Genomic DNA, 23,394 nt, shown 5'->3' on the forward strand with positions numbered 1-23,394 from the left:
CAGGTGATGACTGGGTTGATAGGCCGGGTGTGGAAGCATCGTAAGGTGTGGAGCTGACCGGTACTAATAGGCCGAGGACTTGACCACAGAGCATGCTCGCGTCCACTGTGTGATCTCAGAGACAGCAAACCTGAGACCCGCACCATTCCACGTCTGGCGTGGTGTTGTGTGTGCTTGGTTTGTGTGTTTCGCGGGGTTACGGCGGTTTTAGCGGAAGGGAAACACCCGGTTACATTCCGAACCCGGAAGTTAAGCTTTCCAGCGCCGATGGTACTGCACCGGGGACGGTGTGGGAGAGTAGGACACCGCCGGACAATCTTTGTATGACGCAGGAAGGCCATCCGAGGTTTCGGGTGGCCTTCCTGCGTTTCCGGGGAAGCTCGAAACCACCGCCCTCCGGCGCCCGCCGTGTTGCCGGTGTGCCGACGTCCACTGTGGCTGTGGCTGTGTGTGTCGTGTTCCCACGCTCCGGGTGCTGACGGTTTCCGCGTGCCGCGGGAGGATGGGTCTCCCCGTTTTCTTCCCCGTTCCCGTTCCGTGGGTTCTGGCTTATGGGTGTTTCCGGGGTGGCGGGTGCGGGCTGGGGTTTGGTGTCAGCCGGGTTCTGGAGGGGGGTGTCCCTTTTCCGGGGCCCGGCTTTTGCATGTCCGGGGCCGGCGCGGGGCCGGAGGAAGGCCGGCGGGTGGCGGGTGCCGGTGGCGGGTGCCGGTGGCGGGTTGCCGGTGGGCCGCCGTATCAGGCGCCGGGTTCGCCGACCCGCGTCCCGCCGCGCCGGCGCCAATGGAGACGAGCCCTACGGCGGAGACTCGAGACGGTCCCTCCATGGAGGGGGGAGGGTGGGCGGTCCTTCCCTGTAGAGGGAGGGTGGTCGCTCATGTGGAGAAGGGGAAGGCGATCTGCCCCGCAGTCCCCTTAGTGGAGAACCCGCGGTCTCCTTAGCGGAGGAGGGCATGGGGGTTGGTGGGGTCAGGGGGTTACTAGGAGGGCGTCGCCTACGCCACGTTCGGTGCCGTCGGAGGGGTGGTTCACTACCTTGCCGTTGACGACCATGGCGCTGGAGCCGCCGCCGTCGAGGTTGATGGCCTGGCGGGCGCCGAGCCAGAGCATGAGCTGGGCGGCTTCCACCATGGAGGCTCCGACGGTGACGCCGGGCTTGCGGCCGTCGACGACGGCGAGGATGAGCCGGCCGGACTTGGTGACGCCCGCGAGGGTACGCGGGTGGCGGCGCAGGATCATGTTGACGTTGGCGTGCCCGTCGGCCTTGGCGGTGACGTGCTCGGTGCCGTCGCGGACGAGTCCGACGCCGCCTCCGATGATGCTGGTCTCGGGGGTGAGGGGGATGGACTTGCCGGAGCGCAGGTCGGTCACCTTGGAGGTGATGTCGAGCGTCCACTGCTCCCAGGCGTGGGACCAGATCCAGTCGGACATGATGCCGGTGCCGTGCAGCACGCGGGTGCCGGGTTGGACGGGCCCGCCGGCGGGGCGGAGTTCCAGCACCTGGCCGTTGGCGTCGAGGACGGCCTCGGCCCCGTCGTCGGCAGGGGTGTCGGCGCCGAACTCCTCGGTGTAGAGGATCAGCTCGTCGGGTTTCGACGCCCGGTTGACGCCGGTGATTCCGGTGCGCTCGCCATCGGCGGAGGTGGCGGTGACGCTGGTGCTCACCTCGGTGATCCGCGCGGAGCGGCCCTTGAGGATGAGCGCGCTGCGGCCGGGAACGGCCTCGCTGAGCAGGCGGCCGTCCACCACGGAGATGCCGACGGGCTCGCCGCGCAGGTGCTTGTCGGTGTGGATGTTGAAGAACCCGCCGTTCACGGCGGCGATGGCCTTGGCCTGCTTGGCCATCGCGGAGGGCCTCTCCTGCTTGGCGACGTTCACGCCCACGCTGGAGTGGTAGGAGCCGCGGAAGTCGCGAGGGTCTATGGTGAGGACGCGGACGTCCCAGGGGCCGGTGGACTGGACGCCGTCGTCGCCGAGGAAGTCCACCTTCGCCGTGACGCCGGCCTCTTTGAGCTGCTTCACGACCTTGTCCGCTTCCTTGCGCTCCTTTACGGTCCACAACCCGGTACGGACCATGTAGCCGATGCTTGCCGGGTAGTCGGCGACCTCGGGACGCGTGAACTGCTGGACGCTGACCTCGAACCCGGCCGCGCGGACCGATTCCGCCGCCGCCTCCGCTTGGGCGCGGGTGCCGTAGTCCTTGCCCTTCATCAGGACCGACACCGTGTAGCCATCCGTGGCGCTGCCGTGGACGAGCGTGAACAGGTCGATGCCGGGGGCGACGGCCGTGTGCGTCTGGTCGGCGAGCCCGGGCGGGCCGAGCGGGAAGTCGGTCCTGGGGAGCTCCACGCGCGACGCGGGGGCCGCCGTCCCGGCGAGGGCCACGGACGGGGCGCCGGCCACGAGGAGGGACAGGGAGAGAAGGCCGGCGCGGAGGCGGCGTCGCGCCGGATGGGACGACCCCTGGGGGCGCGGCGTCAACGGCCCTTGGGGGCGCGGCGTCAGGCGCGGCATCGGACGTGGCATCAAGGGCTCCCGGGGGGTGATCGCATCCTTGCCGCACCATGGTCTTGGCTGGGACACGCCGAGCGCCCGGGAACACGCCGACGTCTATGAGAATGTAACCGACTGTTATCCGCCATCCGGAAATGTTCTATTAAGTGTTGAATTCCTCCTCTGTGCTGGGCTGTGAGCGTTACAACTGGTGAATGCGCTGCTAACCGGCACGCCGTGGCCCGTGTTCACCGACGCTCGGCTCCGGCGGGTCGTTGGGGTCTTCGGCGCCGTCGCCGCCTGGCCGCGGCGGGCCAGTGCGCTGTCCCGCGACGTTCACCGGGTGACGGACCATGCGGCGGCACCGGATTCGCCGTAACGGTCCCCGCCGACCGGGCGCCGAATGAGGCCGATTGAGAAGGACCGCAGCGAGAGGACGGGACCTGGGCGTCGTGACTAGACACCGCACCGGGGACGCGACGACCGGTCCCCGAGGCCGGTCACCTTACGAGACCGGTGGACGGCACGCTCACGTGAGCAGGGCGGCCAAGCGCTTGCCGTCCAGACCATGGGCGGTGACGCCGTCGGCGCCGGTCATGGTGCCGGCGGCCACCAGGGCGTTGACGATGGCCTCCTCGGTGGCCTCGATCACGGCGTAGAACAGCGGGTTGATGTGGTCGTCGGCGAGGACGGACACCTGGAAGGTGCGCGGCGGGTCGGCGTCCAGGGCGTTGGTGGGCAGGTCGCGGTTGCCGGTGGAGAAGCACAGGAACCCGTCGCCGCTGGAGTTCTCGCCCGCGCCGCCCGTGCGCCCGACGCCCAGCCCGGCACGCCGGGCGAGCCGCCGGCACTGGTGGGGGAGCAGCGGGGCGTCGGTGGCGACGATGCCGATGATGGACCCCGCGCCCTCGTAGGACGGGCGCGGCATCGCGGGGCGCGGCACGTCGTCCAGCTCGCGTCCGACCGGCACGCCGTTGACGGTGAGCCGGTCACGGATGCCGTGGTTGGCCTGGACGAGCACGCCCACGGTGTAGCCGCCGTCTCGCTCGGGGAGCACGCGCGAGGCGGTGCCGATGCCGCCCTTGAAGCCGTGGCAGATCATGCCGGTGCCGCCGCCGACCGCGCCCTCGGCCACCGGGCCGCCGGAGGCCGAGGCGTGGGCGGCCTTGACGTGCTCGGGCCTGACGTGCCGGCCGTCGATGTCGTTGAGGGTGCCGTCCCAGGTCTCGCCGACCACGGGCAGGGACCAGGCCTGACGCCCCTTGCCGAGGGAGGCGACCTCGATCTCGACGATGGTGTCGCGGACCACGCCCACGGAGGCGGTGTTGGTGATGCCGATCGGCGAACCGAGCAGGCCGAACTCGTCGAGGAACGCCATGCCGGTGATCTCGCCGTTGCCGTTCAGCCAGTGGTAGCCCGCGTACAGGGGCTCGTCGAAGGCGGAGCCGCCGTGCGGGAGCACCATCGTCACGCCCGTGCGCACGGGGCCGCGGCCGACGACGCGGGGTCCGTCGCCCTCGATGAGGGTGGTGTGGCCGACCTTGACGCCGGCGACGTCGGTGATCGCGTTGTACCGGCCTGGGGTGCCGGTGCCGATCACGATGCCGTGGTCACGTGCCCGCATGGCCGTCGTCTGGCCGTGGCTCACCGGATCTCCCTTCGGAACGACTCCAGCGCCAGCAGGGCGACGTGGAGGGACAGACAGGATTCGACGTCGTCGAGGTCGGTGTCGAGGATGCGTTCGAGGCGGCGCAGCCGGTCGTAGAAGGCGGGCCGCGACAGGTGGGCGCGCTGGGCGGCGACGGCCTTGTTGCGCCCGGCGTCGAGGTAGGTGCGCAGGATGCCGGTCAGGTCGCCGCCGCGGTGGGCGTCGTGGGCGAGCAGCGGGCCGAGCTCGCGCTCGGCGAAGGTCTGCAGCCGGGCGTCGTCGCGCAGTAGGTGGAGCAGGCCGCGCAGCCGGAGGTCGGGCAGGCGGTAGTACGGGCGGCGGTCGGGCTGGCGCGCGGCGGCCTCGGCGACCTGCTCGGCCTCCAGGAAGCTGCGGCGCACGTCCCGCACGGACTCGACGACGGAGCCGGCGGCGAGGACGAACGGCGTGGCGAACGCCGTGCGGAGGCGTTCGGCGAGCGAGGTGAGGGCGGTCTCGGCGGCGGTGCGCGGCGGCAAGGGGAGCAGGACGCCGACGCGGTTCTGGTCCAGGGCGCCGACCAGTGCGGGCAGCTTCGCGTCCCGGCAGGCCGCGGCGGTGGCCTCGGCGAGCTCGCCGAGCTGCGCCTGGAGGTTGAGCGCGGTGTCGGTCGGGTCGGTGAGCCGCAGCACCACGCTGATGAGCTTCCTGCCGGTGAGCGGGACGCCCACCGCGCGGGCGCGGGCGGCGGCCTCGTCGGGGTCGGAGTAGGCGTGGGTGAGGATGCCGGTGATGATCGTGCCGTGCGCCTGGCGCTCCAGGCTCTCCTGGTGCCGTTCGAGGAGGCGGCCGAGGGCGAGCGTCGTCGCGGCGCGTTCGGCGAGGACGATGTCGCGGGGGCCTGGCGGGGCCTCGCAAAGGAGGATGAGCCGCCCCCAGTCGTGGCCGCGCGCGCCGACCATGGTGACCAGCCAGCCGGAGGAGGGGTCGTACGCCGTGCGCTCGTGGGGGGCGACGGCGCGGGAGCGGGCCTCCCAGTTGGCGAGGAGCGCGCCGGTATCGCGACCGGCGGTCTCGCAGGCGAGCACCTGGTGGGCGAGGTTCTCCAGCAGCGCCGGCCGGGCGGACAGGCGGGAGACCTGGGTGAGCACCTCGGCGGGTGAGGCCCCCTCGACCGACAGCTCGGTGAACACCTCGTGGAGCTGCTCGGAGGCGCGCAGCTCTTCGAGCTGGATGTCGATGATGCGGGCGTGCACGGACTCGGTGATCTGCACGAACGGGGTCTCGCGGCTGAGCGTCACCAGGGGCAGACCATGGGTCTCCGCGGACTCGACGACCGCGCGGGGCAGCTCGCGGATGAACCTGCGGCCGAGTTCGACGATGAGGCCGGAGGCGCCGACGGCGGCGAGGTCGGCGATGTAGTCGGCCAGCTTGTCGGGTTCCTCGGGCAGGGCAACCCCCGTGGTGAGGATCAGCTCTCCGCCGCGCAGCAGGTGGGCGATGTCGCTGACCTCGCCGACGTGGACCCAGCGGACGCGGGTGTCCAGCCGGTCGGCGCCGGCGACGACGCGCGGGCTGCCTCGGCGGACGGCGTCCAGTGCGAGGACGTCGGCCAGGGTCGGTAGCATATGTCCGAGCGTAGCCGATCACGATGTAAGAACGACCGCCCACTACCTGACAGGGTGACGGTATCCGTGCACGTCAGCGCGCGTCCGCACGGTCACCGTACGTGCCGTCCGCCACCCCTGGCGGCCATCGTGATCACCGTGGGTGATCGCGAGCGCCGCAGGGGCCGCCGCGGTTCAGCCGCGTCCGGCGGCGTCGACGGCGGCGTCGACGGCGGGGGACGCCGATGACGGATCCGGTGGCTTGGACTCGTCCAGATGCCACCGTAGCCGGACCTCCAGGCCGTCGAGCATGGCGACCAGGCCGAAATCGAAGGTGAGGCTTTTGGCGACCCCCATGTCGCTGAAGTCCTCGGTGGAGTAGCGGGCCAGCATGTCGGGGTAGTCGGCCGCGGCGACCTCGACCTGCCGCATCAGGTTCGTCAGCCACTCGTCGGCGCCGGCCTCCGAGCGCGCGACCATGTTGAGCCAGGTCACCTCGGGCGTCGTGGCGCCGAGCGTGTAGGAGACCACGGCGCCGACGGCGTAGTCCAGGGTCTTGCCGGTGAAACCCGCTTCCTCGAACGCGGTCATCAGCGTGTTGTTGACCGCCAGGGCGTTCGGCCCGAAGCTGGGCAGCACGCCGAGCAGCGGCACCATCCAGGGATGCTTGAGCATCGCCTGGCGCATCCCGTAGGCGAACACGGCCGCCGCGTCCCGCCAGCTCGCCGGCTCGGTGAGTTCGGGGATCCTGACCTCGCCGTACACCTCGTCGAGAACCAGCTCCAGCAGCTCGTCCTTGTTGGACACGTGCCAGTAGATGCTGGTGGCGCCCGCGCCGAGCCTGGCGCCCAGCTTGCGCATGCTGAGCGCCTCCATGCCCTCGGCGTCGAGGAGCTCCAGCGCCGCCCGGACGATCTGCTCGCGGCTCAGGGCGGGATGCTCGCGCCCACGCCTGGGCGGCGGGGTCTCGCGGGCCCAGACCGAGATGAACGGGGGCTTGGTCGCCACGTATGAGCCTCCTTCGTTCGCTCAAGGATAAAACCACTCGCACACTGTCCGATCCTCATCGTACGCTGTGCGAGTGACTTCGAACACTGTACGAGAAGCCGGGCACGGCGGTGCCCCGGAGAAGAACCCCCGCCGCTGGTGGATCCTCGGCGTCCTGTGCCTCAGCCTGCTGGTGCTCGTCGTCGACAACACGGTGCTGAACCTGGCGATCCCGTCCCTCATCCGTGACCTGGGCGCGACGCCCTCGGACATCCAGTGGATCATCGACGCCTACATCCTGGTGTTCGCCGGCCTGTTGCTCACCGCGGGCAGCCTGTCCGACCGGTACGGCCGGAGGCGCTTCCTGATCATCGGGCTCGCCCTGTTCGGCGGCGCCTCGGTGGTGGCGATGCTGGCGCAGGAGCCGTGGCAGCTCGTCGGCGCGCGGGCGCTCATGGGCGTCGGCGGCTCGTTCCTGATGCCGAGCACGCTGTCCATCCTGATCACCGTCTTCGACGAGTCCGAGCGCCGCAAGGCGTTCGCCGCCTGGAGCGCGGTGGCCATGGTCGGCGTGATCGCCGGGCCGACGCTCGGCGGCTTCCTTCTCGAGCACTATTGGTGGGGCTCGGTCTTCCTGCTCAACGTGCCGATCGCGGCCCTCGCGATCGTGGCCGCGGTGCTGCTGATGCCGGAGTCCCGCGCGCCCGCCCGTCCCACCGACCCGTTCGGCGCGCTGCTGTCCACGGTGGGCATGACGGGCCTGGTCTACGCGGTCATCGCGGCTCCCCGCGCGGGCTGGACCTCGACGGGCACGCTGGTCGCGCTCGCGGTCGCCGTGGTCGCGCTCGGGATCTTCGTGTTCTGGGAGCGCAGGTCGGAGCACCCGATGCTCCCGCTGGAGCTGTTCCGCGACCGCAACTTCCGGGGCTCGTCGTTCTCCATCGTGCTGCTGTCGTTCGGCACCGGCGCGCTGCTGCTGATGCTCACGCAGTACCTGCAGTTCGTCCTCGGCTACGGGCCGATGCGGGCGGGCCTCGCACTGCTGCCGTACGCGGTGGCGGCGGCCCTGTTCAACGCCGTCGGCGCCGGGCTCGGTCAGCGGGTCAGCAACCGCCTGCTGATCGCGGGCGGCATGGTGATCATGGCCGTGGGCTTCGTGGTGATCGCCCTCATCGGCCCGGGCGATGGGTATGTCAAGCTCATCGCCGGCCTGCTGATCATGGGCGTCGGCGGCGGTCTCGCCGGGCCGGCCGCGTACACGACGCTGCTCGGCGCGGTGCCGCCGGAGCACGCGGGGGTGGGGTCGGCGCTCAACGACACCGTCCAGCAGGTCGGCATGGCGCTGAGCGTGGCGGTCCTCGGCAGCGTGCTCGCCGGGATCTACACCGCGCAGATGCCGGACGGCGCCCCGGCGGCGGCCAGGGACTCGATCGGCGCGGCGCTGGCGTCCGGCGACCCGGGGCTGGCGCGGGCGGCCAAGGATGCGTTCGTGTCCGCGATGTCCTTCGGCTCGTGGGTCGACGTCGCCCTGACGCTCGCCGCGGCCGTGCTGGCCTTCACCATGCTGCGGCCCCGGGCGACGCCCGCCGCCGCGGTCGCCGACCGCCAGACCGAGACCGTCGCCTGACCCTCCGCGACGGCACGCCTTCCAGCCGAGCCCCCGTCCCCGGCACGTGACGGCCCGCTGCGCGCGGGCCGCCGTCCGGGGGCGGGGGCCGTCACGTGTGCACGGAGGCCTGCGTCTGATATGTCAGGACATTATGTCCACAGGGTCACAGGACAATAGAAGCAACGGGTTGCCAGCATGTAATGTGAACTCGCGGTACGCCGACATGTTGGGGGTAATGCCCATGGCGATAAATCGACATAATCAGGCTATGTCCGACCTTCTTGCGCGCCATCGTGCGGTCATGCCCAACTGGTTGTCCATCTACTACGACGAGCCCATCGAGATCGTGCGGGGGAAGGGCAACCGCGTCGTCGACGCCGAAGGCCATACCTACCTGGACTTCTTCGCCGGCATCCTCACCAACATGATCGGGTACGACGTGCCCGAGGTGCGCGAGGCCGTGGAGCGCCAGATCGCCACGGGCGTGGTGCACACCAGCACCGTCTACCTGCTGCGCGGCCAGATCGAGCTCGCCGAGAAGATCGCCAGACTGTCGGGCATCGAGAACGCGAAGGTCTTCTTCACCAACTCCGGCACCGAGGCCAACGAGACGGCCCTGCTGCTCGCGACCTACGCCCGCAGGTCCGACCAGGTGCTCGCCATGCGGCAGAGCTACCACGGCCGCAGTTTCGGCGCGCTGTCGGTCACCAGCAACCGCTCCTGGAAGAACAACTCCCTGTCGCCGCTCAACGTGCACTTCCTGCACGGCGCCGACCGCCACCTTCCCCAGTTCCGCGGCCTCTCCGACGCCGAGTACATCGAGGTCTGCGTCGAGGACCTGCGGCACGTGCTCGCCACGGCCGTGTCCAACGACGTCGCCGCGCTGATCGCCGAGCCGATCCAGGGCGTGGGCGGCTTCACCATGGCCCCCGACGGCCTGTTCAAGGCGTACAAGGAGGTGCTGGACGAGGAGGGCATCCTCTTCATCTCCGACGAGGTGCAGACCGGATGGGGCCGCACGGGCTCGGCCTTCTTCGGCATCCAGAACCACGGCATGACGCCGGACATGATGACCTTCGCCAAGGGCCTCGGCAACGGGTTCGCGGTCGGCGGCGTCGTGGCCCGCGGCGACCTGATGGACGGCCCGCACGCGATCGGCCTGGCGACCTTCGGCGGCAACCCGATCTCCATGGCCGCCGCCAACGCGACGCTCGACTACGTCCTCGACCACGACCTGCAGAGCCGCGCCGCCGTCACCGGCAAGATCCTCATCGACGGCCTGCGCGAGGCCAAGGGCCGCCTGCCCATCGTGGGCGACGTCCGCGGCAAGGGGCTGATGTTCGCCGTCGAGCTCGTCGACCCCGCGACCGGCGCCCCCGCGCCCGCGCTGGCCGGCCGGTTCATGGAGGAGACCAAGAAGCTGGGCCTGCTCGCGGGCAAGGGCGGCCTGTACGGCAACGCGCTGCGCATGGCGCCCCCGCTGACGCTCACCGAGGACGAGGCGCGCGAGGGCCTGGGCATCATCCTCAGCGCGCTGGAGACGATCAACGAGGAGGCGGGCAAGTGACGGCCTCCGTGCCGAAGCGAGTCGGTCACTGGATCGGCGGCGCGCAGGCGGACGAGCCGTCCGTCCGCCGGGCGGAGATCTTCAACCCCGCGACCGGCGAGGTGAGCGGGCACGTCGATCTCGCCTCCGCGCAGGAGGTGGACGCGGCGGTCGCGACGGCGGCGGCGGCGTTCCCGGCGTGGCGGGACGCCTCGCTGGTCAAGCGCGCGCAGGTGCTGTTCCGCTTCCGCGAGCTGATGTACGCCCACCGGGACGAGCTGGCCGCGCTGATCAGCTCCGAGCACGGCAAGGTGCACTCCGACGCGCTCGGCGAGGTCGCCCGGGGCCTGGAGGTCGTGGAGTTCGCCTGCGGCATCCCGCACCTGCTCAAGGGCGGCTTCTCCGAGAACGTCTCCACGAACGTGGACTCCTTCTCCATCCGCCAGCCGCTCGGGGTGGTGGCCGGCATCACGCCGTTCAACTTCCCGGCGATGGTGCCGATGTGGATGTACCCGGTGGCGATCGCCTGCGGCAACACCTTCGTCCTCAAGCCGTCCGAGCGCGACCCGTCGGCGTCGCTGCTGATGGCGCGGCTGTGGAAGGAGGCCGGTCTGCCCGACGGCGTGTTCAACGTCGTGCAGGGCGACAAGGAGGCCGTCGACCGCCTGCTCGAGCACCCCGACGTGCGCGCCGTCTCGTTCGTCGGCTCCACGCCGATCGCCCGGTACGTGTACGAGACCGGCACCCGCAACGGCAAGCGGGTGCAGGCGCTCGGCGGCGCCAAGAACCACATGCTGGTGCTGCCGGACGCCGACCTGGACCTGGTGGCCGACGCCGCGGTCAACGCGGGGTTCGGGTCGGCGGGGGAGCGCTGCATGGCGATCTCGGTCGTGCTCGCGGTGGACCCGGTCGGCGACGAGCTGGTCGACAAGGTCGTCCAGCGGGTCGGCGAGCTGACGATCGGCCCCGGCGACGACCCGGAGTCGCAGATGGGGCCGCTGGTCACGCGGGTGCACCGGGACAAGGTCGCGTCCTACCTCGACACGGCGGTCGCCGAGGGCGCCAAGCTGGTGGTCGACGGGCGCGAGACCCAGGTCAAGGGCGGCACGACGGCCGCCGGGACGCCCGGCTTCTGGCTCGGGCCCACGGTCATCGACCAGGTGCGGCCGGGGTCGGTCGTCCACAGGGACGAGATCTTCGGCCCGGTCCTGTCGATCGTGCGGGTGTCCTCCTACGAGGAAGGGCTGAAGATCATCAACGACGTCGAGTACGGCAACGGCACGGCCATCTTCACCAACGACGGGGGCGCCGCCCGGCGCTTCCAGAACGAGGTCGAGGTGGGCATGGTCGGCATCAACGTGCCGATCCCCGTGCCGATGGCGTTCTACAGCTTCGGCGGCTGGAAGGCCTCGCTGTTCGGCGACACGCACGTGCACGGCACCGAGGGCGTCCACTTCTACACGCGCGGCAAGGTGGTCACGTCCCGCTGGCTCGACCCGAGCCACGGCGGCGTCAACCTCGGGTTCCCCACCAACAAGTGACGCGCTCCCCAGGCTGAGGCCTGGGATTCCGCCCGTGCCGCATGGCGATCATGCGGCACTTCGGTGTTTTCCTCGGCCGCGCCCGGCTAGGCTGCTCGCAACGACGGTGCGGACATACGGTGCGGACAAGGGGGCCCGCGTGACGAAGGTCAGAGGACGTCGTACCGGCCTGACGGCGGTGGCCGGGGCCGCCGCGATGCTGCTCGCCGGGTGCGGGGCCGTGAGCAGCGCGTCCGAGCGTACCGGGGTGGCGCCCTCGCGGACCGGCCCGACGTCCCCCGCCCCCTCCGCCTCGCCGAGCCCGGCGACGCCTGCTCCTGGCGCGTCCGCCACTCCGAGGCCCACGGCGCCCGGGCGCGGTGAGGGCGCGCTCACCGTCCTGGCCGGCCGTGGGTACGCCGAGTACGGCGCGAGCGACTCGGCGGTCAACTGGGTGGGGGAGTTCGAGCGCGGCTCCGGGTGCAAGGTGAACCTGCGCTACCCGCAGCCCGGCACCGACGGCATGGACAAGCTGGTGTCCCAGGGCGCGTTCGACGTCGTCTCGGCGCCTCCGGAGGTCGCGGGCCGGTTGATCGCCGAGAGGAAGGCCGCGCCGCTGACCACCTCGCTCCTCCCGTACTACCAGCAGATCCCCGAGTGGCTGCGCGACCAGCGCGCGTTCACCTCCGGCGGCAAGGTGTACGGGGTGCCGTACCTGTGGGGATACCACCTGACGCTGTACGACGCCGGCGCGCTGTCGCGGGCGCCACAGGACGCGCCGTACTCCGACCGCGGCCCCGTCATGCTGAGGGACAGCCCGATGTCCATCGCCGACGCCGCGCTCGTGCTGAAGAAGCGGCGGCCCGCGCTGGGCGTGGAGGACCCGTTCCAGCTCACCCGGCAGCAGTTCGACGCGGCCGTGTCGTTGCTCGCCGAGAAGAAGGACGCCGGGCGGTCGTACTGGACGAACCCCGTCGAGGCGGTGCAGGGCTTCACGGGAGGCGGCGTGCGGGTCGAGCGCGCACTGCCCTACACGCTCGCGGTCGCGGGCGGCGCCGGGCGGCAGGTGAAGGCCGTGGACGAGCGGGGGACGACGACCGGGTGGGTCGACTCGTGGATGATCTCGGCGCAGGCGGCGGCGCCCAACTGCGCCTACCGGTGGATCGACTGGGTCAGCTCGGCCAAGCCGCAGCAGCAGGCGGCCGCGTGGAACGGGCTCGCCCCCGCCAACCCCCGGGCCTGCTCCTACGACCCCAAGGGCACCGCGGGCCAGGCCGCGCGCGCCGCCCTGGCCGCCCGTGTGTGCGACGCCTACGGCGTGGACGACGACGCGCGGATCGCGAAGATCGACTTTGCCGTTCGCCCATCCAAGGATTGCGGCGGCCGGGACGGGGAATGCACCGACTATGCCGACTGGGCCGCGGCCTGGCAACGGCTCGTCGGATAGACGGGGTCATCTTGGACAACGCGTGAGAAGACCGCGGGCGCGCCCGTTCCCCCGCTGGGCGCCGCCCGCCCCTGGCGCTCCGGATCATCCCCCCGAGTCCGGAGCGCCTTCTCGCGGCGTGCCGTGTGCGCGTGGGTGCGCGGCTCTTCTCGACGTGTGATCCGTGCCCCGAAGGGCCCGTGACGGGCGTTCTCCCCGGTGGTCGCCGGGCCGTACGACGAAATCCGCATTGCCGGCCCGGCCGTCCGTAGTTCTTTGCTGACTGGTCGACCAGCCAGTATTGAATGGTCGACCAGTCAGTTGGTACCGTCGATGACATGCGCATTCTGCTCGTAGGCGCAGGTGGCGTGGGGTCCGCAGTGGTCCCCATCGCCGCGCGCCGGAAATTCTTCGAACACATCGTCGTCGCCGACTATGACCGCTCACGCGCCGAGGCAGTGGTCTCCAAACAGGTCCTTTCCGGGCCCGCTCCCGGACGAGACGCCCTTCGGTTCAGCGCCATCGGCCTGGACGCCTCCGACCAGGACGCGGTGGAGGCGGCCCTTCGCGAGCACGCGTGCGACGTGCTCTTCAACGCCGTCGACCCCCGGTTCGACATGCCCCTGTTCAGGGCCGCGCTGAACGCCGGCGCGCACTACCTCGACATGGCCATGTCCCTGTCCCGGCCGCACCCCAGCCGGCCGTACGAACTGCCCGGCGTCAAGCTCGGCGACGAGCAGTTCGCGCTGTCGGCGGCCTGGGAGGACAAGGGGCTGCTCGCCCTGGTCGGCATGGGCGTCGAGCCGGGCCTCGCCGACGTCTTCGCCCGGTACGCCGCCGACCACCTCTTCGAGAGCATCGACGAGATCGGTATCCGCGACGGGGCCAACCTGGTCGTCGAGGGCCCGGACGGGGAGGAGGCGTTCGCGCCCACCTTCTCCATCTGGACCACGATCGAGGAGTGCCTCAACCCGCCCGTCGTCTGGGAGGACGGCGGCTGGCACACCACCGAGCCGTTCAGCGAGCCCGAGGTCTTCGACTTCCCCGAGGGCATCGGCCCGGTGGAGTGCGTGAACGTCGAGCACGAGGAGGTGCTGCTCGTCCCCCGCTGGGTGAAGGTCCGCAAGGTGACGTTCAAGTACGGCCTCGGCGCGGAGTTCATCGACGTGCTGCGCACCCTGCACAAGCTCGGCCTGGACTCCACCGAGCCCGTGCGCGTGCGAGGCATTTCGGTGTCGCCCCGCGACGTCGTGGCGGCCTCGCTGCCCGACCCGGCGACGCTCGGCGAGCGGATGCGCGGCAAGACCTGCGCGGGCACCTGGATCAAGGGTGTCGGCAAGGACGGTGAGCCGCGCGAGGTCTACCTGTACCACGTGGTCGACAACGAATGGTCGATGCGCGAGTACGGCGCCCAGGCGGTGGTCTGGCAGACGGCGGTCCACCCCGTCGTCGCGCTGGAGCTACTCGCGCGCGGCGAGTGGAAGGGCGCCGGTGTCCTCGGCCCCGAGGCGTTCGAGCCCGAGCCGTTCCTGGCGCTGCTGAACGAGTACGGCTCTCCCTGGGGGATGCGCGAGGGGTCTCCGGGCGTGGCCGGCGGCTGACGCGGGCCGCGGGCGCGCCGCCGGGCGGTGATCAGGGGAGAGCGGCCCTCTTGGGCGAAGAGGGGCTGTGCCGAGGCGCGGGCGTGGCGGGGAGCAGGGCCTTCGCGCAGTCCTCGCACGCCATGACGGGGGCGCCGCCGGGTAGCCTGCCCACCCGGACCCGAGGCCGCGGCCACTTCTTGTGGCAGACGACGCAGGCGTCCCCGTCGCGCTGGGGGCCGGTGAGATCTTCTGGGTCGAACGTCAGGTTCAGCCGTGCCGTCGCGGTCGGATCCCGGCTCATCACGCTCCTGTGGATCGAGAAACATATACCCGAACCGTTATAGCGCCATTACCCTTAGTGATCGACTACGGCGACGTCAAGAATGGATCAAATCGGGGCTCTAGCCCGGATTCCGGCCGGCGGGAGTCTCTTGGCCGGCCAGCGGAAGCCGGAGCGTGAAACGCGCCCCGCCGATGGGCGCGTCCTCGACGGACAGGATCCCGTGGTGGCGTCGGCGATCTCGCGCGCGATGGCGAGGCCGAGGCCGGTGCCGCCGCGGTCCCGGCCGCGGGGGCCGCACAACCGGGTGAAGCGCTCGAAGACGCGTTCCCGGTCGGCCTCGGCGATGCCGCATCCGTCGTCGGAGACGGCCAGTTCCCCGGTGCCGTCGTGGCGGGTCACGTCGACCGCCACGACGCTCCTGGCGTACCGCTGGGCGTTGTCCAGCAGGTTGGTGAGCAGGCGGCCGATCTGGATGGGGACGATGTCGACGTGGACCTCCTGGTCGAGCCGCGTCCGCAGGGCGATCTTGTCCATCCGGCGGGAGACCTCCGCCTGGACCAGCAGCGCCAGGTTCACGGGCCTTCGCTCGGCCGGCGTGTTCCCGTTGAGCCGCGACAGCAGGAGCAGGTCGCCCATGACCGCCTCCATGCGGTCGATGTCGTCCAGCGCGTGCGTCAGGACCTCGTGCAGGTCCTGCTCACCGGGGTGGAGAAGGGCTTCTTCCAGTTGCGCGCGCAGTCCGGCCAAGGGGGTGCGCAGTTCGTGTGAGGCGTCGGAGGCGAAGTCACGCTGCCGGCGCAGTGCCCGGTTCAGCCCCCCCAGAGTGGAGGTGACGGTGCGGATGGTGCGGTCGATCTCGTCCTCGCCCGGATGCGCGGGCGTCATATCGGACGAACGCCGGGATTCTGCCGGCATGTCGATCGCGTCGATGTAGTCGCACAAACGTGTCAAGCGTCGCAGGTCCATGTCCTTCCTCCCTCGGCGCGCGCCCACCGGACACCGGGGCGTGTGGATCGCCGGTGAGGTGCATGTCGCGCGTGCCCGTCGGACACGGTGACGGCCCGCCGACGTCGTGCGACGGGGTCCTGTCCAGACATGTCGACCACGCTAGAGGTTCGGCCGATGGCCCGCGACCCTCATGTGGTCCGAACACACCCCTCAGATGGGCTGAACGTGGGCTCAGCGGGGGGAGTGCGGGCCGGGCATCAGGCCGGTGCGGATGGCCACGACGACCGCTTCGAGCTGGCTGTGCGCGCCCAGCTTCGTCATGAGGTTCTTGACATGGCCACGGGCCGTGTGCGGGCTGACGACGAGGCGTCCGGCGATCGACCGGGGATCGAGCCCCTCGCCCATCAGGCCGAGGACCTCCAGCTCGCGGTCGGTCAGCATGGCCCAGTTCCCCCGCACGGCCTGGTGCGGCCCGGCGGGGGCGAGGTGGGCGAGGAGCGCTTTGAGTGTCCGGCCCTCGACCATGATGATCTTCTCGTCGGCCGCGGCGCGGATCGCGCGGAGGATGTCGGGGAACGCGGCGTCCTTGGCCAGGAACCCGGCCGCGCCCGCCGCCGCCGCGGCCGTGAACAGGCCGGGGTCGACGTCGGCGGTCAGGATGAGCACACGGGCCCGCGGCCGTGACGCCTTGATCCGCCGGGTGCCCTCGATACCGTCGAGGTCGGGCAGATGCACGTCCATGAGCACGACGTCGGGGTGCCGTGCCTCCGTGAGGGCGAGCGCGTCCCCCACGGTCGGGACGGCGCCCACGCAGTCCATGTCGGGCTGCGCGCCGATCGCGATCTCCAGCGCTCCGGCCAGCGCCCGCTGGTCCTCGACGACGAGAACCCGGGTCATCGGCGGGCTCCGCTCGGTCCCATCGTGCGCCTCCGCTCCGCGGCCCTGTGGCCCACCATCGGGCTGACAAAAAGGATAAATAGCTTTAAATCGGGCATCTCCGCTTTGATGGGAGACGCCGGGGTGTCCGCACGCTTCGTCCAACGGTCCTGGTCACGACGTTACGCGCGGTACGTCGCGGCGATCGAGGCGGGCCGGTCGCAGAGGTCTTCGCGAGGTGGGGGTGTCGGTGGCGATGACGCATCCGGGGGCGGGACGGCGGGGGCTCGCGTGACCGTCTACTCCTTCCGGCTGTATGTGGCGGGCAAAACCGAGCGGTCCCAGACCGCGGAGGTCAACCTGCGCTTCCTGTGCGACTCAAGGCTTCCCGGCGGGTACGAGGTCGAGATCGTCGACGCCTCCGAACGCCCCGACCTGGCGGAGGACGGGCGCATCCTCGCCACGCCCACGGTGGTCCGGCTCGCGCCGCTCCCTCAGCGACGGGTGATCGGGGACCTGTCCGACCACGGCCGCGCCGCCGTCGCCCTCGGCCTGCCGGCCGCGGACGAGCTGCCCCCGGATAGGCGGTGACGATGACCGGCGGCGACGCGATCAAGCGGGTCCCCACGGGGATCAACGGATTCGACCAGATCGCCCTGGGCGGCCTCCCCGCGTGCAGGTCCACGCTGGTGAGCGGCACCACCGGCAGCGGCAAGACGCTGTTCGCCGTCGAATTCCTCGCGCGTGGCATCACGACCTTCGACGAGCCCGGGGTGTTCGTCACCTTCGAGGAGACCTCCGCCGACATCCGGCGCAACTCGGCCTCGCTGGGCTTCACGATCGACCGGTGGGAGGGCGCGGGGAAGTGGGCGTTCGTCGACGTGTCGGCGAGCCTCGGCGAGGAGGAATCGGCCGTCGGCGCCTACGACTTCGGCGCGCTGCTGTCGCGCGTCGGGCACGCCGTCCGCAGGACCGGAGCCCGTCGCGTCGCGGTCGACTCGCTGGGCTCGATCTTCCTGCGCTTCGCCGACGTCGGGATCGTCCGCCACGAGCTGGCCCGGATCGCCGGCGCGCTCGAGGAACTGGGAGTGACCTCGGTGGTCACCGCCGAGCGGCCCGAGGAGTACGACGGCGTCACCCGCTACGGGGTCGAGGAGTTCGTGTTCGACAACGTCATGATCCTGCGCAACGTCCTGCGGCGGCAGCGGCGCAGCCGCACCATCGAAATCGTCAAGTTCCGCGGCGCGCAGCACCGCACCGGCGAATGGGTCTTCACCATCGACGGGCGGGAGGGGATCGTTGTCGTCCCGATCGCGTTCCTCGCCTCTCGTGAGACCGCGTCATCGGCCCGCGTCTCCTCCGGCAACGCCGAACTGGACCGGATGTGCGGCGGCGGCTTCTTCCGGGACGGGATCGTGCTGGTCAGCGGGCCCTCCGGCGCGGGCAAGACGTTGACGGGGCTCGCCTTCACCGCCGCCGGGGTCGCCGCGGGGGAGCGCTGCCTGCACTGGAGCTTCGACGAGACGCGCGAGCAGCTCGTGCGCAACGCCGGCGGCTGGAACCTCGACCTCGCGGCCATGGAGGCGTCCGGTCTGCTCAGGATCGTGTCCGGGTACCCGGAGGCGGCGTCGCTCGAAGACCACTTCCTGGAGATCAGGCGGGCCGTCGAGGAGTTCGCGCCCGCCCGGCTCGTCGTCGACCCGCTGTCCGCGCTGGAGCGCGTCGCCAGCCCGAAGGCGCTGCTGGACTTCGTGCTCGCGCTGACGGCCATCCTGCGCCGCCGCGAGATCACGACGCTGTACGTGTCGGCGCCCGGCGGGCGGTTCACGCCGGTGGACCCTCCGGTGATCGCGGGTCTGGTGGACATCTCGATCATGTTCCGGTACACCGAACGCGACGACGAGATCCGGCGTGCCATCGCGGTCCTCCAGTCGCGAGGTTCCGCCCACGATCACCGCATCCGCGACGTCACCATCGACGGCACCGGCATGCACATCGGCGAGGGCATGCGAAACGGCACCCCGGACGGCGCGAAGTGAGGCCTGATGAAGGATCGCCGGCCTGACCGAAGGCCCGTGACGGACGCCGAGCCGGGAAGGGCCGGCGACGCGAGGTCCGGCGGCGACATCAGCCAGGTGATCGTCTCGGCCTCCGCCGACGGCATCGTCGCGGTCGACGAGCGGGGGATCATCCGGCTGTGCAACCCCGCCGCCGCCGACCTCTTCGCCCGCTCGACGCGCGAGCTCATCGGCACCCAGTTCGGCTTCCCCATCGTGGCGGGCGAGTCGGCCGAGATCGACCTGATGCTTCCCGGCGGGGGCAGGCGCGTGGTCGAGATGCGGGTCACCGCCACGATCCTGGAGGGCGAGCGGCTGTACGTCGCGGCGCTGCGCGACATCACGCGCCACACGCACGCCGAGCGGGAACTCGAGGCGGCCCTGGACCGCCAGAACATCGTGGTGGCCATCGCGGCCCACGAGCTGCACAACCCCCTGGCCACGATCAGCGTGCTGGTGGACGTGCTGCGCGACCGCGTGGCCGCGCTCGCCGAGGAGCAGCGGGCCGACATCGTCGACCGCATCGCCGGCCGCGTGGCCCGCCTGCAGAGCCTGGTCCGCAAGCTCCTCATCGCCTCGACCATCGACATCGGCGGCGTGTCCGGCGCCGCGGAGCGCGTGCCGGTGCTGGAGTTCATGCTCGAACAGCTCGGCGAACTGGACGGGGGGTCCCAGGACGTCCACCTGTCGTGCAGCCCCGACCTGGTGGCCCTCGTGGACCGCCAGGAGTTCTCCGCGATGCTCGGCAACTACCTGGAGAACGCCTTCGCCTACGGGCGCCCGCCGGTCGAGGTGTCGGCGGTCGAGCGGGCGGGCTGGGTGGAGGTCCGGGTGCGCGACCACGGCGCGGGCGTGCCCGAGGCGTTCGTGCCCTGGCTGTTCGAGCGTTTCAGCCGTGAGCCGGGGGTCGAACGGGAGACCGAGGGAACGGGGCTCGGCCTGTGGATCGTCCGCAGCCTCGCCCGGGCCAATGGCGGCGACGCCTGGTACGAACCCGACGCGGACGGCTGCTTCTGTCTCCGCCTGCGGCGCGGTGACGCCCGGTCCGCCTAGAGCGCCGAGAGCGCCTTCTCCAGGATCGACAGTCCTTCTTCGAGCAGGGCGTCGGAGATCGCGAGCGGGGGCAGGAAGCGCAGGACGTTGCCGTAGGTGCCCGCGGTGAGGACCACCAGGCCCTCGGCGTGGCAGCGGCGGGCGATCTCGCCGGTGACGGCCGCGTCCGGCTGCTTGGAGCCCGGCACGACCAGCTCGATCGCGATCATCGCGCCGCGCCCGCGCACGTCGCCGATGACGTCGAATCGCTCGGCCAGCGCGCGCAGCCGGGGCAGCATGACGGCCTCGACGCGCCGGGCCCGCTCCACCAGGCCCTCCGCCTCGATCGTCTCCAGCACGGCCAGCGCGGCCTCGCAGGCCAGCGGGTTGCCGCCGTAGGTGCCGCCGAGGCCGCCCACGTGGACGGCGTCCAGCAGCTCGGCCCTGCCGGTGACGGCGGCGAGGGGCAGGCCGCCCGCGATGCCCTTGGCGGTGCAGATGATGTCGGGGACGATGCCCTCGTCCTCGCAGGCGAACAGGTGGCCGGTGCGGGCGAAGCCGGTCTGCACCTCATCGGCGACGAACACGATGCCGTTGGCCTTGGCGTACTCGGCGAGCCTGGGCAGGAAGCCGCGGGCCGGCACGACGAAGCCGCCCTCGCCCTGGATCGGCTCGATCACGATCGCCGCGACGTTGGCCGCGCCGATCTGCTTGTCGATCGCGTCGATGGCCTGCGCCGCGGCCTCCTCGGCGCAGTTCTCCGGGCCGGTGGGCCAGCGGTACGGGTAGGCCATGGGCATGCGGTAGACCTCGGGGGCGTACGGGCCGAACCGGTGCTTGTACGGCATGTTCTTCGCCGTCAGCGTCATGGTCAGCAGCGTGCGGCCGTGGTAGCCGTGGTCGAACACCACGACGGCCTGGCGGCCGGTCGCGTGCCGGGCGACCTTCACGGCGTTCTCGACGGCCTCCGCGCCCGAGTTCAGCAGGAACGAGCGCTTCTCGTGGTCGCCGGGGGTGAGCCGGTTGAGCTTCTCGCACACCTCGACGTACGCCTCGTACGGCGTGACCATGAAGCAGGTGTGGGTGAAGTCGGCGACCTGCCGCTGGACCCGCTCGACCACGCGCGGCGCGGCGTTGCCGACCGTGGTGACGGCGATGCCGGAGCCGAAGTCGATGAGGGAGTTGCCGTCCGCGTCCACGACCACGCCGCCGCCCGCGTGGGTGACGAAGACCGGCAGGGTGGTCCCGATGCCCGGCGGCACGGCTGCCTGCTTGCGCGCGAACATCTCCCGCGACCTCGGGCCGGGGATCTCGGTGACCAGGCGGCGCTCCTGCGGGAGCGAGGGGCCGCCGTGCGCGAAGGGCTGCTCGTGTGCGTCACGCTCGGTGCTCATGCTCCGACCGTACGGCCACCGGCTCAGGATGCCGATCGGGCGACATGGCACAATAAGGCCATTCTCCTTATCCAAGTTGTACAAGCTTGTGCTGATTTCGAGGGGGTCGGGGGACTCGATGGCTCCGAGCTTGCGGCGGGTGACGGCGATGCCGCCGCTGCGCCTGCGGGTTCGCGCGGCGCAGGACGCGCTGGACCGGCCGGTGCGCTGGGTGGCCGTCAGCGAGCTGGAGGACCCGACGCCGTTCCTGGAAGGCGACGAGCTCCTTCTGACCACCGGGATGCGGCTCGGCCCTCACGACGCCGAGTCCTATATATCCAGGCTTGTCGTCCGGGGCGTGGCCGGGCTCGGGTTCGGCGTCGGCCTGGGTCACGAGGAGGTGCCCCCCGCGTTCGTCGAGGCCGCCGCCGGCGCCGGGCTGCCGCTCGTCGAGGTACCCCGGGAGACGCCGTTCATCGCGATCGGCAAGGCCGTCAGCGAGATGCTCGCGGCCGAGCGGTACGAGGAGCTGAGCGACGCCTTCGCCGCCCAGGGACGGCTCACCCGCGCCGCGCTGCGGGCCGGGGGCACGGACGCGGTGGTGGAGCGGCTCGCCAGGGAGATCCACGGCTGGGCCGTGCTGCTCGACGACGCCGGCGACGTGATGTGCGCGGCCGGTGAGGGCGCCGCCGCGGGGGCGGAGGCCGCCCGGGGGGAGGTGCGCAGGCTCCTGGCCCCCGGCGCGCCCTCCAGCCTGGCCGTCTCAGGGCCGTCCGAGCACGTGATCGTTCAGCCCCTCGGCGACCGGCCGCGCGTCAGGGGGTTCTTCGCCGTCGGCGCCGAGCGGCCGTTCTCGCCGGTCGGGTACACCGTCGTCAACACCGCGGGCTCCCTGCTCACCCTCGCGCTCGAACAGGAACGGGTGCGGCTCGCCGCCACGCGCCGGGTCCGCGCGGCCGCGCTGCGCCTGCTGCTCACCGGGGACCGGCGGTCGGCCGAGGAGGTCCTGGAGGCGGCGGGCGGCCCCGAGCCCCACCGGGCCGGGCGGCCCGGTCCGGGGACCGGCCTCCCGGACGGGCGGCTCGTGGTGCTGGCCTGCGAGCCGCGCGACGCCGAAGCGCTCCAGGACGCGCTGCCCGCCTTCGCCGCGCCGTGGGGAGACGACCTCGTCGTGGCGCTCGCCGCCCAGGACGACGCCGAGCCGGTCATCGCGCTTGCCTCGCAGCACGGCCGGGTGGGGGCGAGCGGGCCGGTCGCGGCGCCGGACGTCGCGGCCGGGCTCGACCAGGCCCGGCGGGCGCTGGCGTCCGCGGCCCCCGTCATGCGGTTTCCCGACCTCGCCGGCCAGGGGCTGCTGTCGCTGGTGGACCCCGGCATGCTCGCGGGCTACGCGTCCTCGCTGCTGGCCCCGCTGCGGGAGTACGGCTCGCGCGCCGACCTGGTGGAGTCGCTGCGCGCGTACCTCGCCTGCAACGGCCACTGGGACGCGGCGGCGCAGCGGCTCGGCGTCCACCGGCACACCCTGCGTTACCGCATGCGGCGGGTGCGCGAGCTGCTCGGCCGCGACCTGGACGAGCCCGCCGTGCGCGCCGAGCTGTGGATCGCCCTGTCCGCGCCGGAGCCGGGTACCGGCCGGCGGGGCTAGAGGGGGATCGGGAGGCTGTCCTTGTGGACGAGATAGCGGCTGATGGCGGCCAGCGTCACGGACAGGTAGACCCGTTCGTCCCTGAGGTGACCGGCACGTTCCAGGCTGACGGCCCCCTGCGCCGCGGCCCAGAGGCAGTCGGCGATCTTGCGCGGCTGGGTGGGGACCAGGTACCCGGCGGTGATGCAGTCGGCGATGGCGCGGTCGAGGGCGTTGACCGCGGCCCTGGCCAGCGTGCGCGCCCGCTCGCTCGGCTCGAAGCCCGGGATCGCCTTCTCGAACATGACGCTGTAGTAGCCCGGCTCGGCCAGGCACGCCTCGCGGTAGGCGGGGCCGAGCGAGGTGAGGTACTCCAGCGGGTCGGGGTGGCGCGGCACCGCGGCGAGCCGGCGCCGGAAACGTTCGAAGCCTTCGAGATAAAGCGCCTCGGCGAGCCCTTCCTTGTTGCCGAACATCGTGTAGACGACCGTGGTGGAGCAGCCGGCCTCGCTGGCGATGCGGCGTACGGTAAGGCTGTCGGCGCCATGGGTCAGAAGGAGGTCCCCCGCCACCTGGATGAGACGGTTGCGTAACTCGTCATGGGACGTCTGGTTGCCCAGTGCGTACGCCCCTTGGAGACCCAGCGGCGCCGGCGAACCCATGAGCGACCCAGACCCTTCTCACCAAGGGTCCCCGCGCGGACCCGCATGGGGACTTAACCACGTGTCAGAGGCTTCAAACCGACATGCAATAGAAAACATTCTGAAATTGCGGCATGTCTGTTACAGAAAGGGGAAGTACCGTGT

General features: G+C 71.4%; 18 protein-coding genes and 2 rRNA genes. 11 read left to right on the forward strand and 9 right to left on the reverse strand.

Features of this window, described 5'->3' with window-relative positions; all coding sequences use genetic code 11:
* Together DQ384_RS02665 and rrf are read left to right on the forward strand one after the other, a co-directional pair.
* Nucleotides 1-87 (forward strand): 23S ribosomal RNA (locus DQ384_RS02665); the annotation flags it as partial.
* Nucleotides 88-197: 110 nt separating this feature from the next.
* Nucleotides 198-314 (forward strand): 5S ribosomal RNA (rrf, locus tag DQ384_RS02670).
* A gap of 652 nt (nucleotides 315-966) precedes the next feature.
* Here the strand turns inward: rrf and DQ384_RS02675 are convergent.
* The 4 genes from DQ384_RS02675 to DQ384_RS02690 all read right to left on the reverse strand — a co-directional run bounded on the left by DQ384_RS02675 (nucleotide 967) and on the right by DQ384_RS02690 (nucleotide 6,732).
* Nucleotides 967-2,523, reverse strand: coding sequence for a phosphodiester glycosidase family protein (locus DQ384_RS02675; RefSeq protein WP_245966217.1), 1,557 nt, complete (start codon nucleotides 2,521-2,523; stop codon nucleotides 967-969).
* Between the two features lie 496 nt (nucleotides 2,524-3,019).
* On the reverse strand, nucleotides 3,020-4,138 hold the full coding sequence (locus tag DQ384_RS02680) for a DmpA family aminopeptidase (protein ID WP_220182747.1): 1,119 nt from the start codon (nucleotides 4,136-4,138) through the stop codon (nucleotides 3,020-3,022).
* Entirely contained in the window at nucleotides 4,135-5,745 is a 1,611-nt protein-coding gene (locus tag DQ384_RS02685; RefSeq protein ID WP_114027072.1) for a PucR family transcriptional regulator, read from the reverse strand. The genes DQ384_RS02680 and DQ384_RS02685 overlap by 4 nt, the downstream gene beginning before the upstream one ends.
* 174 nt (nucleotides 5,746-5,919) lie before the next feature.
* Entirely contained in the window at nucleotides 5,920-6,732 is an 813-nt protein-coding gene (locus tag DQ384_RS02690) for a TetR/AcrR family transcriptional regulator C-terminal domain-containing protein (RefSeq protein WP_220182748.1), read from the reverse strand.
* A gap of 73 nt (nucleotides 6,733-6,805) precedes the next feature.
* On the opposite strand from DQ384_RS02690, the gene DQ384_RS02695 reads away from it, so the two are divergent.
* The 5 genes from DQ384_RS02695 to DQ384_RS02715 all read left to right on the forward strand — a co-directional run bounded on the left by DQ384_RS02695 (nucleotide 6,806) and on the right by DQ384_RS02715 (nucleotide 14,413).
* Complete coding sequence (locus DQ384_RS02695; protein ID WP_220182749.1) at nucleotides 6,806-8,338, forward strand: MFS transporter; 1,533 nt, start codon at nucleotides 6,806-6,808, stop codon at nucleotides 8,336-8,338.
* A 250-nt stretch (nucleotides 8,339-8,588) separates the two neighbouring features.
* Complete coding sequence (locus DQ384_RS02700; protein ID WP_114027073.1) at nucleotides 8,589-9,887, forward strand: aspartate aminotransferase family protein; 1,299 nt, start codon at nucleotides 8,589-8,591, stop codon at nucleotides 9,885-9,887.
* An 8-nt stretch (nucleotides 9,888-9,895) separates the two neighbouring features.
* Nucleotides 9,896-11,407 (forward strand): CoA-acylating methylmalonate-semialdehyde dehydrogenase, encoded by a 1,512-nt coding sequence (locus DQ384_RS02705; RefSeq protein WP_114027470.1) that lies wholly within the window; start codon nucleotides 9,896-9,898, stop codon nucleotides 11,405-11,407.
* 139 nt (nucleotides 11,408-11,546) lie between these two features.
* Nucleotides 11,547-12,833 carry an extracellular solute-binding protein gene (locus DQ384_RS02710; protein WP_147268609.1) on the forward strand — a complete coding sequence of 429 codons (1,287 nt, stop codon included), beginning with the start codon at nucleotides 11,547-11,549 and terminating at the stop codon, nucleotides 12,831-12,833.
* 317 nt (nucleotides 12,834-13,150) lie between these two features.
* Nucleotides 13,151-14,413 carry a saccharopine dehydrogenase family protein gene (locus tag DQ384_RS02715; RefSeq protein ID WP_114027075.1) on the forward strand — a complete coding sequence of 421 codons (1,263 nt, stop codon included), beginning with the start codon at nucleotides 13,151-13,153 and terminating at the stop codon, nucleotides 14,411-14,413.
* Nucleotides 14,414-14,444: 31 nt separating this feature from the next.
* Here the strand turns inward: DQ384_RS02715 and DQ384_RS02720 are convergent, their stop codons facing one another.
* The 3 genes from DQ384_RS02720 to DQ384_RS02730 form a co-directional block, all read right to left on the reverse strand.
* The gene (locus tag DQ384_RS02720; protein ID WP_114027076.1) at nucleotides 14,445-14,696 is read right to left on the reverse strand and encodes a hypothetical protein; all 252 of its coding nucleotides are present in this window, start codon (nucleotides 14,694-14,696) and stop codon (nucleotides 14,445-14,447) included.
* A gap of 87 nt (nucleotides 14,697-14,783) precedes the next feature.
* Entirely contained in the window at nucleotides 14,784-15,644 is an 861-nt protein-coding gene (locus DQ384_RS02725; protein WP_114027077.1) for a sensor histidine kinase, read from the reverse strand.
* 213 nt (nucleotides 15,645-15,857) lie between these two features.
* Nucleotides 15,858-16,523 carry a response regulator transcription factor gene (locus DQ384_RS02730; RefSeq protein WP_114027078.1) on the reverse strand — a complete coding sequence of 222 codons (666 nt, stop codon included), beginning with the start codon at nucleotides 16,521-16,523 and terminating at the stop codon, nucleotides 15,858-15,860.
* A gap of 270 nt (nucleotides 16,524-16,793) precedes the next feature.
* Here DQ384_RS02730 and DQ384_RS42030 point away from each other — a divergent pair, with 270 nt between their 5' ends.
* From DQ384_RS42030 to DQ384_RS02745, 3 genes are read left to right on the forward strand one after another with little or no spacing between them, the layout of a single operon-like run.
* Nucleotides 16,794-17,093 carry a circadian clock KaiB family protein gene (locus DQ384_RS42030; RefSeq protein WP_220182750.1) on the forward strand — a complete coding sequence of 100 codons (300 nt, stop codon included), beginning with the start codon at nucleotides 16,794-16,796 and terminating at the stop codon, nucleotides 17,091-17,093.
* Nucleotides 17,094-17,095: 2 nt separating this feature from the next.
* Nucleotides 17,096-18,541, forward strand: a complete 1,446-nt coding sequence (kaiC, locus tag DQ384_RS02740) for a circadian clock protein KaiC (RefSeq protein ID WP_114027080.1) — start codon at nucleotides 17,096-17,098, stop codon at nucleotides 18,539-18,541.
* Between the two features lie 36 nt (nucleotides 18,542-18,577).
* A complete protein-coding gene (locus tag DQ384_RS02745) occupies nucleotides 18,578-19,612 on the forward strand; it encodes a PAS domain-containing sensor histidine kinase (protein WP_181870989.1) in 1,035 nt (344 codons plus the stop codon).
* Here DQ384_RS02745 and gabT read toward each other — a convergent pair.
* On the reverse strand, nucleotides 19,609-20,985 hold the full coding sequence (gene gabT, locus DQ384_RS02750) for a 4-aminobutyrate--2-oxoglutarate transaminase (RefSeq protein WP_114027082.1): 1,377 nt from the start codon (nucleotides 20,983-20,985) through the stop codon (nucleotides 19,609-19,611). The two genes, DQ384_RS02745 and gabT, sit on opposite strands and share 4 nt — an antisense overlap.
* A 118-nt stretch (nucleotides 20,986-21,103) precedes the next feature.
* Here gabT and DQ384_RS02755 point away from each other — a divergent pair, with 118 nt between their 5' ends.
* A complete protein-coding gene (locus tag DQ384_RS02755; protein ID WP_114027083.1) occupies nucleotides 21,104-22,609 on the forward strand; it encodes a PucR family transcriptional regulator in 1,506 nt (501 codons plus the stop codon).
* Here the strand turns inward: DQ384_RS02755 and DQ384_RS02760 are convergent.
* Nucleotides 22,606-23,250 carry a TetR/AcrR family transcriptional regulator gene (locus tag DQ384_RS02760; protein ID WP_114027084.1) on the reverse strand — a complete coding sequence of 215 codons (645 nt, stop codon included), beginning with the start codon at nucleotides 23,248-23,250 and terminating at the stop codon, nucleotides 22,606-22,608. The genes DQ384_RS02755 and DQ384_RS02760 overlap by 4 nt on opposite strands.
* Nucleotides 23,251-23,394: the final 144 nt, after the last annotated feature.

Source organism: Sphaerisporangium album (assembly GCF_003323745.1).
GTDB classification, from domain to species: domain Bacteria; phylum Actinomycetota; class Actinomycetes; order Streptosporangiales; family Streptosporangiaceae; genus Sphaerisporangium; species Sphaerisporangium album.